Below are 11,150 nucleotides of genomic sequence, written 5' to 3'. Positions count from 1 at the left end.
CGGCGCGCGCCGGGGCGGGGCGTCCCCTCGGGCGGGGGTGGCGGGGGGGGGGCGGGGGCGGGGGGGCGGGCGGCGGGCGGGGCGCCCCGGCGCCCCTCCCGTCTAGCGTCGGCGACATGCCCGAGATCAAGGCCCTGCGCCGCGTGACCGAAGCCATCGAGCACGCGAGCGTGCTCGATGCAGCCGTCGACTTCGACCGGAAGGTCGTCGCGGCGTTCGCCCGCCCGCGGGCCGTGCGGCAGCTCCTGCACGGGGTGCCGTTCGGGCACCCGATCCACCCGCTGATGGTGCAGGTGCCGCTCGGTGCCTGGATCTCGGCCGCCGTCCTGGACCTGATCGGCGGGAAGGGCAACCGGAAGGCCGCGACGACCCTGATCGGCGTCGGTGTCGCCTCGGCCGGCAGTGCGAGCGTCGCCGGGTACGTCGACTGGTCGGAGCTGGACCGCGAACAGCTCCGGACCGGGTGGGTGCACCAGGCCGTGAACTGGGTCGGAATCAGCCTGTACGGACTGTCCTGGCTGCAGCGGAAGCGCGGCGACCAGGCGTCGGGGAAGCTCCTGGCCTTCGCCGGACTCGGCGTCGTGAGCGTCGGCGGGTACCTCGGCGGGCACCTGGCCTACCGGCAGCGCGCCGGGGTCAGTGACGCCGGCGAGGTGCCGTTCGACAAGTGATCGACCGCGCCTGATCCTCTCAGCCGATCCATTGGTACATCACATGCAATAGGAGCATGCGTGTACTCGTGGTGGACGACGAACACGCCCTCGCCGACCTCGTGGTCCGGGGGCTCCAACGGCAGGAGATGGCCGTCGACGTCGCGTACCGGGGCGATTCGGCCGACGAACTGCTCAGCGTCAACGACTACGACGTCGTGGTGCTCGACCGGGACCTGCCCGGACTGCACGGGGACGAGGTCGCCCGGCGGCTCGCGGCCCGAGGGTCGCTGACCCGCATCCTGCTGCTGACCGCCGCGACCTCGTTGACCGACCGGGTGAACGGACTCGAACTCGGCGCGGACGACTACCTGACGAAGCCCTTCGAGTACCCCGAGCTGGTCGCCCGGGTGCGGGCACTCGGCCGGCGTGCGGTCGCCCCGGTCGCCCCGGTCCTCGGTGGTGACGGCCTGGTGGTGGACACGAACCGCCGGATGGCGACCCGGGACGGCAAGCCGCTCGACCTGACCGCGAAGGAACTCGGGGTCCTCGAGGTGCTGCTCCGCGCGGACGGCCGGGTGGTCTCCGCCGAGGAGCTGCTCGAGAAGGTCTGGGACATGAACGTGGACCCGTTCACGACCGCGGTCCGGGTGACGATGTCGAAGCTCCGTCGGAAGCTCGGCGCACCCGACCCGATCCGGACCGTGCCCGGGCAGGGGTACGCCCTGTGAGCCGAGTCTGGAGTCTCCGGACCCGGACGGCCCTGGCGTTCGCGCTGACGTCGATGGCGTTGACAGCGGCGGCGATCGTGTTCGTGACGCTGGGCTCCCAGCACGCGATCGCAGAGGTCGTGGTGGCGGATGCGGCGGGCGGTGTCGCGATCTCACCCGATGCCTCCGGCGATCTCCTCCGGACGACCGAGCCGGCGCCCGACGGTGCCGCCGGACCCGGTGGGATCGCGATCGTGTCCCGTGTCGCCGCACTGCAGTGGCAGTGGTCGGCACTGGGCATCGCCGGCGCCGGGGTCGTCGCCGGGCTGACCGGGTGGCTGCTCAGTCGGCGGATGCTCGCGCCGCTCGACCGGATCGCCGGAACGGCCGAGCGGATCTCGGCGTCGACGCTGCACGAACGGATCGACCTGCACGGACCGGACGACGAGCTCCGCCGGCTGTCGCGGACGATCGACGGACTGCTCGACCGACTCGAGACGGCCTTCGCCAGCCAACGACGGTTCGTGGCGCAGGCGTCGCACGAGCTGCGCACCCCGCTGGCGGTCCAGCGGGCGGCGATCCAGATCGGGCTGCACGACGACGCCGACGCGGTGGACGTGGCCCGGGCCCGCGCCGAACTGCTCGAGCAGAACCGGCGGACCGAGCACCTGGTCGAGTCGTTGCTCGTCCTGGCCGAGGCGGAGCGCGGGCTCGACGGACGGACGGCGGACGTCGACCTCGGCGTCCTGGCCGGTGCGGTCGTCGACGAGGCCCAGGCGGCGGCGCGCGAGGCGGGCGTCCGGCTGCACTGCAAGGTATTCGGTGCCGGTGCCGGTGCCGGTGCCCGTGCGGTCCGGTGCGAGCCCGTGCTCACCCGGCAACTCGTCCACAACCTGGTGGACAACGCGATCGAGTACAACGGCCCGGGCGGCCACGTCGACGTCGAGGTCGACGGCACGGTGCTCCGGGTCCGCAACACCGGGCCGGAGCTCGACGTCGCGCTCGTCCCGACCCTGACCGAGCCGTTCCGACGCGCGAGCGCTGCTGCCGGTGGACGGCGGCACAGCGGGCTCGGCCTGTCCATCGTCGAGGCCGTCGCGCAGGCCCACGGCTGGCGGGTGTCCTTGGCGGCTCGACCGGGCGGCGGACTCGTCGCCGAGGTGGACGTTTCGCCGATGTGACCTGGGCGGTACGCCCGGCGAAACGCGGTGTCCGGTGTCCTGGATGCATGAACACCACGACACGCACACGAACCAGCGCGAGGACCCGGCTCCTCGCGACCGTCTCCGGAGCCGTGCTCCTGGCCGGACTGACCGCCTGCTCGGGCGGGACGCCGCCGAACGGTGACGAGGCAACCGCAGCGGACGGTCCGGGCATCGGCGCGCAGTGGGGCTCCTGCATGCGCGCCGCGGGCTTCGACGTGCAGGACCCCAGCGACGACCAGGTCCGGTCGGGCACCGCCCTGTCTCCCGAGACCGGTGACCGCGAGGCCGCTGCCACCGCGGCGTCGAAGTGCTCCGCCGACCTCGGCGTCGAGCAGGTGGACTCCGCCGACAAGGACAGGTGGACACGGGAGTACGCCCGCGTCGCTTCCTGCATCCGCGACGAGTACCCCGACTACCCGGAGCAACAGCCCGGCGGCCTGTCGTTCAACCCGGAGGACTACCCGCGGGCGCTGGAGGACGGGTTCCAGGAGCGCGCCGACGAGTGCCTGGCGGAGTTCTCGCCCGGCACGAAGTCCCAGCCGGTCGGTTGACCGACGTCCGCCACGACCATCACGACCACGAGGAACACATCATGACCAGACGACCCACCCTGATCGCCGTCACCGCGGCGGTGCTGCTCCTGCCGGGGCTCCTGACCGCTTGCTCGTCCGGGGCCGGCTCCGACGACTCCACGACGACCGGCGCGGCGCCGACCCCGGTCAGCGAGCGTGCCGGCGAGGTCGGCTCGTGCATGCGGGACAAGGGGTACGACTTCGACGACTCTGCGTTGACCGGCGGCGACTTCACACTCGCTGCCCCGGAGGGTGTCGATCCCCAGCAGTACGCCCAGGACCTCGGTACGTGCAGCGGCAACCCGGACACCGGCGGCGTCGACGTCGGCGACGTGCCGCCGGGGCCCGAGGACCTGGCGTTCGCGAAGTGCATCCGGGACAACGGCTTCGACGACTACCCGGACGGCGCAGAGGCGCGGCGTGACTACCACCCGCGTGACGAGTCCGCCTTCGCCCAGGTCGAGACCACGTGCATCACGACGGCCTACGGCGACCAGTCGGAGCCCCAGAAGGCGGGTCCGCGGTGAACCGGCGCCGTACCACCCGGATCACGGTCACGGCCGCGTGCCTGGTCGCCGTCCTCGGCGCCGGAGCCGCGACCTGGGCGCTCCTCGACCCGCCGACCTCGAGCCAGGCGGCCGAGACGGACACGAGCACGGACGCGGGAACGTCGACCGGTACGGTCACGAAGGGCGACCTCGTGGCGTCGAAGACCATCGCCGGCACGCTCGGGTACGGGGCCCCGGTCGCCCTGCCCGGCGCGGCCTCCGGCACGCTCACCTGGTTGCCGAAGCCCGGGCAGGTCATCCACCGTGACGACCCGCTGTACGCCGTCGACGAGCGACCGGTCCGGGCGATGCACGGCAGCACTCCGCTCTGGCGCCCACTCGCCGTCGGGACGACGGGCGCCGACGTCCAGCAGCTCAACGAGAACCTGGCCGCGCTCGGCTACGACGTGGCGCAGGACGGCGTCTTCGGGCGCCGGACGCTGGCCGCCGTCCGGCAGTGGCAGCGGGACCGAGGGCTGCCCGTCACCGGCCGGATCACGGCGGACCAGATCGCCTTCGTCGACGGGGACGTCCGGGTGGCCGCGGTCACCGGGCAGCTCGGGCAGCCGGCCGAGGGGGAGACCGAGGTGCTGCAGACGACGAGCACGAAGCGCGTCGTCACCGCCACCGTGCCGCAGCGCGACGCCGAACAGGTCGCCGTCGGCACCGCGGTCCAGGTCGTCGTGAACGGCGCCGGGGGTCCGATGCCGGGCGAGGTCGTCGACGCCGTACCGACCGAGTCCGACGACGGTGCCCAGGACGTGGCCGTCACGGTGGCGTTCGACGCCGGGGACCGGAAGCTGCCGTCCGCGGCCTCGGCCCAGGTCACCGCTCGGAGCGAGACCGCGCACGACGTGCTCTCGGTGCCGGTGTCCGCGCTCGTGGTCGACGGGGGCGACATCGGGTCCGCCCCGCAGTACGCGGTCGACGTGCTCCGGCCCTCCGGTGAGCCCCACCGGGTGCGCGTCGAGGTCGGCCTGGTCGCCGACGGTCGCGCCCAGGTCACCGGCGACGTCCACGAGGGCGACGAGGTCGTGGTGCCCTCGTGAGCGTCGCAGCCGTCCTCACCCCGGGCGCCTCGGACGACCGGGTGCAGCCGGTGGACGACGTGGTGCTGTCCCTCGACGACGTGTCCCGGAGCTACGGGGACGTCCAGGCGCTCCGCGGGGTCTCGCTCGAGGTCCGTCGCGGGGAACTCGTCGCCGTCGTCGGACCCTCCGGCTCGGGGAAGTCCACGATGCTGAACATCGTCGGCACACTCGACCGTCCGAGCTCCGGCACGATCGCGATCACCGGGCAGGACGTCGGCACGATGCGCGACGACGACCTCTCCGCCCTGCGCGCCGAGCACATCGGGTTCGTGTTCCAGCACTTCCACCTGCAGGCGGGAGCCACCGCGTGGGAGAACGTCGCGGACGGCCTGCTCTACTCGGGTGTCCCGCGTCGGGAACGGCGCGACCGGGCCGTCGCCGCGCTGGGCCGCGTCGGGCTGGGGCACCGGGTCGACCACCGCCCCGGGCAGCTCTCCGGCGGCGAGAAGCAGCGCGTCGCCATCGCCCGTGCCCTGGTCGGGGAACCGACCGTGCTGCTGGCGGACGAGCCGACCGGCGCGCTCGACACCACCTCCGGTGCGGCGGTCGTGGCCCTGCTCCGCGAACTCAACGCCACCGGGACGACGGTGCTCGTCATCACGCACGACCTGGACCTCGCGGCCTCCCTGCCGCGGCGGGTCCGGATGCGCGACGGGCAGCTCGAGAGCGACAGCGTGGAGAGCGCGGCCCGCGGCAGCGCGGCCCGCGGCAGCGCGACACCGAGCGGAGTCGGCCGGTGACCGCCCGACGGACCCTCGGCCCGGGAGACCTGCTCCGGCTCGGCGTGTTCGGCCTCCGCACCCGGCCGACCCGCGTGGTCCTGTCGGCCCTCGGCATCGCGATCGGCATCGCCGCGATGATCGCCGTCGTCGGCATCTCGTCCTCGAGCAAGGCCGCCCTCGACCGGGTGCTCGACACCCTCGGTACGAACGTCCTGACGGCGACCCAGGCGCAGGGCTTCACCGAGGTCCCACCCCTGCCGGAGACGGCGGTCGCCTCGGTCCTCCGGCAGGACCCGGTGCTCGACGCGGCCGGGGTCGGCGCCGTCACCGACGGCCGTGTCTACCGCAACCCCTTCATCCCCGCCGCGGAGTCGAAGGGCATCGGCATGCTCGCGGCCTGGGGAGACGTGCCCGAGGTGCTCGGCGGGTCGGTCGCCTCCGGCCGCTGGCTCGACCCCGCAGCAGATGCACCTGCCCAGGTCGTGCTCGGGTCCGCGGCGGCACGCAACCTCGGCATCGACCGGGTCGACGCGAGCACCCGGGTGTGGACGGGGGACCGGTGGGTGCAGGTGGTCGGGGTGCTCGAGCCGTTCGGCCTCGCCGCCGACCTGGACAACCAGGTGTTCGTCCCTCGCGGGTTCGCGGCAGCGCTCGGCTTCGACGGGCACCCGACCGCCGTCTACACCCGGGTCGACCCGGACGACGTGGCACACGCCCGCGAGGTCCTGGCCGCCGCGATCAGCCCCCGCACACCCCAGGACGTCGGTGTCACGCGTCCGTCGGACGCCCTGGCCGCCAAGAACGCCACGGACGACTCGTTCACCGGTCTGCTCGTCGGGATCGGCGGGGTCGCCCTGCTCGTCGGCGGCATCGGCGTCGCGAACACGATGGTCATCACGGTGCTGGAACGCCGGGCCGAGGTCGGTGTCCGACGGGCGCTCGGCGCGCGCCGGGCCGACGTCCGCAACCAGTTCCTGGTCGAGTCGCTGCTGCTGTCCTTCCTGGGTGGGGTCGCCGGGGTCGTGATCGGCCTCGGTGTGACCGTCGCGTTCGCGCTCAGCCAGGGCTGGCCGGTGGCGACTCCGCTCTGGGCGGTCGCCGGCGGCCTCGGCGCCACCGTCGTGATCGGCGGGGGCTCCGGCCTCTACCCGGCCAGCCGGGCGGCGAAGATCCCCCCGACCAGTGCGCTCGCCGCGGTGTGACGCGAGTGCGCTCGCCGCGGTGTGAACCCGCGGACGGGAGGCCCGCAGCCGGTCCGGCGGACCGGTGGCGGGCCTCCCGTCCGTCCGGTGCGCGCCTGCGCGCACCTGCGGTCGTGTTGGTTCGAGTGCGGAACAGTTGCGTTCGTGTTGGGTTCGGACGTACAGTTCTCGAAACCCACGCGAACGAAGGAGTTCGGGCATGTACGCAACCGAGCGGCACGAGGCCATCGCCGCCGCCCTGCAGTCCGCCGGACGCGTCTCCGTCGCCGACCTGGCCGACCACTTCGACGTCACGACCGAGACCATCCGTCGCGACCTCGGCGCCCTCGAGACCGCCGGCCTGCTGCGCCGGGTGCACGGCGGAGCGGTCCCCGCCGAGCGCTCCAGCCTGGTCGAGCTCACCGTCGCCGAGCGTGAGGGCCAGCACGGCTCCGAGAAGACCGCGATCGCCCGGGCCGCCATGCGCCTGGTGCCGCCGACCTTCACCGGATCGATCGCCATCGACGCCGGCACCACCAGCGGCGCGGTCGCCACCGAGCTCGCCCGCTGGGAGCCGGCCACCGCGGGTGCCACGATCACCGTCATCACGAACTCGGTGCCGATCGCCGCCACCCTGCAGCACAGCGAGCACGTCGAACTGCACCTGCTCGGCGGCCGGGTCCGCGGGGTCACGAGCGCCGCCGTCGGCACCGCGACCGTCGACCAGATCGGCGCCCTCCGCCCCGACGTCGCCTTCATCGGCACGAACGGCCTGTCCGCCGGCTTCGGGCTGAGCACCCCGGACGAGTACGAAGCCGCCGTCAAGGCCGCGTACGTCCTGGCCGCGCGTCGCAGCGTGGTCCTCGCCGACGCCGCGAAGCACGGGGTCGAGGCACTGATGCGCTTCGCCCGCCTCGACGAGATCGACACCCTCGTGACCGACCAGGTGCCGCCGGCCGACCTCGGCGGAGCACTCGCCGACGCCGACGTCGAGGTGATCGTCGCATGAGCACCCCGACCACCCCGCAGCCCGGGCGCCCGATCGGCGGCCGCATCGTCACCGTCACCCCGAACCCGTCGCTCGACCGCACGATCGAGCTCGCCGGCGAGCTGCAGCGCGGCGCCGTCCAGCGCGCCACGCGGTCCACGGCCGAGCCCGGCGGCAAGGGCGTCAACGTCTCCCGGGTGGTCGTCGCCAGCGGCGGGGACACCGTAGCGGTCCTGCCCGGCGACGAGCTCGACCCCGTCCTCGTCGGCCTCGCGACCCGGGGCATCCCGACCGCCGCACTGCCGATCGGTGCCGCACTGCGGTCGAACGTCACCGTGACCGAGCCGACCGGCACCACCACGAAGCTCAACGAGCCGGGCCCCTCGCTCGCCGGACGCATGGACGACCTCGCTGACTTGGTCGCCACGACCGCCGGACCGACCCCGACCGGCCCCGCCGCCCGGTGGGTCGTCCTCGCGGGGTCCCTGCCGCCGGGTCTGCCGGACGACGCCCTGGCGGTCCTGGTCCGGGCCGTCCGACAGCGCCACGGCGACGACGTCCGGATCGCGGTCGACTCGTCCGGCCTCCCGTTCACCGCGCTGCTGCAGTCCGGCGAACGGATCGACCTGGTCAAGCCGAACGCCGAGGAGCTCGCCGAGGTCGTCGGCGGCGACCCGGAGCAGTACGAGCAGGACCCGGAGAGCGCCGCCGCCGCAGCCGCGCGTCTGCGGGAGCGCGGCGTCGACACGGTCCTGCTGACCCTGGGCAGCGCCGGGGCCGTCCTGGTCGACGGCACCGGTTCGTGGACCGCAGCCGCACCGCGGATCACGGCCCGCTCGACCGTCGGTGCGGGGGACTCCTCACTCGCCGGGTACCTGCTCGCCGAGGTCGCCGGCGCCACACCCGAGCGCCGACTGGCCCAGGCCGTCGCCACCGGAGCCGCCGCCGCCGGACTGCCCGGCAGCGACGTCCCGGCCCTCGACGCCACCGATCCGGACGCGATCGTCGTCCACCGCCTCGGTCCACCGGCCAGCCCGGTCGGGCCACCGCCGACACCGCCCGGTGCATCCGCACCGACGCCGGTCGGCGAGACCGTCCCCGTCCCGCACGGCGCCTGACCACCCGGTCCGTCGTCCCTCCCGATCGTCCCGGTGCCACCCGTCCCGGTCCGACCGTTCCGTCCCCACCAGCACAGCCCCCGGCGCCCCGCGCCACTTGCGAAGGAGCAACCCATGTCCGCAGCGCACAGCACCGGCACCAGCGCCGGCAACGGCGCCGACCTGATCGGCGTCGACCTCGTCGGCCTCGACGAGGACCTCGGTGCCACCTCGGCCGACGTCATCCGCGTCCTGGCCGACCGCATCGCCGCGACCGGTCGAGCCGCCTCCGGTGACACCCTCGCCGCCGACGCGATCAAGCGCGAGGCGAGCGTCGGCACCGGCGTCCCGGGCGGCATCGCCATCCCGCACGCCCGGTCCACGTCGGTCACCACGCCGACGCTCGCGTTCACACGCCTGGCCCGGAAGGTGCCGTTCGGCGCCCCGGACGGCGACGCCGACGTCGTGTTCATGATCGCGGTGCCGGACGGGGCCGACAAGGACCACCTCACCGTCCTCTCCACGCTCGCCCGTGCGCTGATCCGCGACGACTTCACGGCCGCCCTCCGCGCCGCTGCGAGCCCGCAGGAGATCGTCGACCTGGTCGACCGCGAGGTCAGCGGCGAGGTCGCCGCAGCCGGCGTCGGGACCGGGGGACGAGCCTCCAGCCCGTCGACCACGACCGCTGCCGGTTCCGACACCCACGTCGTGGACAGCGACACCTCGGCCGCCGGCGGCCGCCGCAAGGTCATCGTCGGCGTCACCGCCTGCCCGACCGGCATCGCGCACACCTACATGGCCGCCGACGCCCTCGTCGCCGCCGCCCAGCGCGCCGGTGCCGAGATGCACGTCGAGACGCAGGGGTCCTCGCAGGTGGAGCCCCTCGACCCGGCGCTCATCGCCCGCGCCGACGCCGTCGTGTTCGCGGTCGACGTGGACGTCCGCGACCGCAGCCGCTTCGCCGGCAAGCCCCTCGTCTCCGGACCCGTCAAGCGTGGCGTGGACGAGCCCGACGCGATGATCGCCGAGGCCCTCCGCGCCGCCGACGACCCGAAGGCCGCGCGGGTCTCCGGCTCCGCCGCCGAGGCCGGCACCAGCACCGCCAAGGACGAGCACTTCGGGCAGTCCCTCAAGCGCTGGCTGCTGACCGGCGTCTCGTACATGATCCCGTTCGTCGCGGGCGGCGGGCTGCTCATCGCCCTCGGCTTCCTGCTGTCGGGCTACGGCATCGCGCTCACGCACGGCAGCGACGGAGTCAACAACGCGGTCTGGGCGCTGCAGCACTACACCCTCGTCGACCTGCCGCCGCAGGGACTCGGCTACTACCTCGGCGCCGCCGCGTTCCAGATCGGCTCGGTGTCGCTCGGGTTCCTCGTCGCCGCCCTCGCCGGGTACATCGCCTACGCGATCGCCGACCGCCCGGGTATCGCGCCGGGCTTCGTCGCCGGGTCGATCGCCGTGTTCATGAACGCCGGGTTCCTCGGTGGCCTGGTCGGCGGCCTCATCGCCGGTGCTGCCGCCTACTGGATCGGACGGATCCCGACCTGGCGCTGGCTGCGCGGCCTGATGCCGGTCGTGATCATCCCGCTGTTCGCGTCGATCATCGCCTCCGGCCTGATGCTGCTCGTGCTCGGCGGTCCGATCGCCTGGGTCATGACCGAGCTCACCGCATGGCTCAACTCGCTGTCCGGGGCCTCGGCCGTCCTGCTCGGCATCATCCTCGGCCTGATGATGGCGTTCGACCTCGGTGGTCCGGTCAACAAGGTGGCGTACGCGTTCGCCGTCGCAGGCCTGGGTGCCGGCAGCGCCACCAACGTCGTGCCGTTCGAGATCATGGCCGCGGTGATGGCCGCCGGCATGGTCCCGCCGCTCGCCCTGGCCCTCGCCTCGACCGTCCTGTACCGCAACGGCTTCACCAAGCCCGAGCGCGAGAACGGCAAGGCCGCGTGGCTGCTCGGCGCCTCGTTCATCTCGGAGGGTGCGATCCCGTTCGCCGCCGCCGACCCGCTGCGGGTCATCCCGGCGTCGATGGTCGGCGCCGCGGTGACGGGAGCGATCTCGATGGCCGCCGGGGTCACCTCGCGGGCACCGCACGGTGGGATCTTCGTCTTCTTCGCGATCGGTGGCATCGGGATGTTCATCCTGGCGATCGTCGTCGGGACGATCGTCTCCGCCCTGGTCCTCGTGGCGCTGAAGAAGTGGGTGCGTCGGGCTCCGGCCGCGACGGACGCGGCAGCCGGGCAGGCGGCGTCGGCCGGCGAGACGGTCGGGCAGCGCGCGCCGGTCGCGGTGTAGCCGCACCACGTGACGGGCGGGGGGGGGGGGGGGGGGGGGGGGGGGGGGGCGCCCCCCCCGGGGGGGGGGGGGGGGGCGGGGGGGGGGGCGG

General features: G+C 74.0%; 11 protein-coding genes. All 11 read left to right on the top strand.

What is annotated here, in order from left to right; all coding sequences use genetic code 11:
- Nucleotides 1-116: 116 nt before the first annotated feature.
- The 11 genes from QCD68_RS15545 to QCD68_RS15495 all read left to right on the top strand — a co-directional run bounded on the left by QCD68_RS15545 (nt 117) and on the right by QCD68_RS15495 (nt 11,059).
- Nucleotides 117-671, top strand: coding sequence for a DUF2231 domain-containing protein (locus QCD68_RS15545; RefSeq protein ID WP_301223679.1), 555 nt, complete (start codon nt 117-119; stop codon nt 669-671).
- Between the two features lie 56 nt (nt 672-727).
- Nucleotides 728-1,381 (top strand): response regulator transcription factor, encoded by a 654-nt coding sequence (locus QCD68_RS15540; RefSeq protein ID WP_301223678.1) that lies wholly within the window; start codon nt 728-730, stop codon nt 1,379-1,381.
- A complete protein-coding gene (locus QCD68_RS15535) occupies nt 1,378-2,541 on the top strand; it encodes a sensor histidine kinase (RefSeq protein ID WP_301223677.1) in 1,164 nt (387 codons plus the stop codon). The genes QCD68_RS15540 and QCD68_RS15535 overlap by 4 nt, the downstream gene beginning before the upstream one ends.
- Nucleotides 2,542-2,588: 47 nt before the next feature.
- Entirely contained in the window at nt 2,589-3,116 is a 528-nt protein-coding gene (locus QCD68_RS15530; protein WP_301223676.1) for a hypothetical protein, read from the top strand.
- A gap of 41 nt (nt 3,117-3,157) precedes the next feature.
- Entirely contained in the window at nt 3,158-3,664 is a 507-nt protein-coding gene (locus tag QCD68_RS15525; RefSeq protein ID WP_301223675.1) for a hypothetical protein, read from the top strand.
- Entirely contained in the window at nt 3,661-4,734 is a 1,074-nt protein-coding gene (locus QCD68_RS15520; RefSeq protein WP_301223674.1) for an efflux RND transporter periplasmic adaptor subunit, read from the top strand. Before QCD68_RS15525 ends, QCD68_RS15520 begins: the two co-directional genes overlap by 4 nt.
- Before the next feature lie 50 nt (nt 4,735-4,784).
- Nucleotides 4,785-5,516: an ABC transporter ATP-binding protein gene (locus QCD68_RS15515; RefSeq protein WP_441005195.1), complete on the top strand. Its 732-nt coding sequence runs from the start codon at nt 4,785-4,787 to the stop codon at nt 5,514-5,516.
- Entirely contained in the window at nt 5,513-6,700 is a 1,188-nt protein-coding gene (locus QCD68_RS15510; RefSeq protein ID WP_301223673.1) for an ABC transporter permease, read from the top strand. Before QCD68_RS15515 ends, QCD68_RS15510 begins: the two co-directional genes overlap by 4 nt.
- A gap of 199 nt (nt 6,701-6,899) precedes the next feature.
- A complete protein-coding gene (locus tag QCD68_RS15505; protein ID WP_111075885.1) occupies nt 6,900-7,688 on the top strand; it encodes a DeoR/GlpR family DNA-binding transcription regulator in 789 nt (262 codons plus the stop codon).
- Nucleotides 7,685-8,785, top strand: a complete 1,101-nt coding sequence (locus tag QCD68_RS15500; protein ID WP_301223672.1) for a 1-phosphofructokinase family hexose kinase — start codon at nt 7,685-7,687, stop codon at nt 8,783-8,785. Before QCD68_RS15505 ends, QCD68_RS15500 begins: the two co-directional genes overlap by 4 nt.
- Before the next feature lie 114 nt (nt 8,786-8,899).
- Nucleotides 8,900-11,059 (top strand): PTS fructose transporter subunit IIABC, encoded by a 2,160-nt coding sequence (locus QCD68_RS15495; RefSeq protein ID WP_301223671.1) that lies wholly within the window; start codon nt 8,900-8,902, stop codon nt 11,057-11,059.
- Nucleotides 11,060-11,150: the final 91 nt, after the last annotated feature.

Source organism: Curtobacterium sp. PsM8 (assembly GCF_030433875.1).
Classification (GTDB): Bacteria; Actinomycetota; Actinomycetes; order Actinomycetales; family Microbacteriaceae; genus Curtobacterium.
This window is presented reverse-complemented; position numbering and strand designations above follow the sequence as displayed.

Coding starts and splice junctions, on each gene's coding strand:
- QCD68_RS15540 (WP_301223678.1), top strand. CDS start 728: ATGCGTGTACTCGTGGTGGACGACGAACACGCCCTCGCCGACCTCGTG.
- QCD68_RS15505 (WP_111075885.1), top strand. CDS start 6,900: ATGTACGCAACCGAGCGGCACGAGGCCATCGCCGCCGCCCTGCAGTCC.
- QCD68_RS15530 (WP_301223676.1), top strand. CDS start 2,589: ATGAACACCACGACACGCACACGAACCAGCGCGAGGACCCGGCTCCTC.
- QCD68_RS15495 (WP_301223671.1), top strand. CDS start 8,900: ATGTCCGCAGCGCACAGCACCGGCACCAGCGCCGGCAACGGCGCCGAC.
- QCD68_RS15525 (WP_301223675.1), top strand. CDS start 3,158: ATGACCAGACGACCCACCCTGATCGCCGTCACCGCGGCGGTGCTGCTC.
- QCD68_RS15500 (WP_301223672.1), top strand. CDS start 7,685: ATGAGCACCCCGACCACCCCGCAGCCCGGGCGCCCGATCGGCGGCCGC.
- QCD68_RS15545 (WP_301223679.1), top strand. CDS start 117: ATGCCCGAGATCAAGGCCCTGCGCCGCGTGACCGAAGCCATCGAGCAC.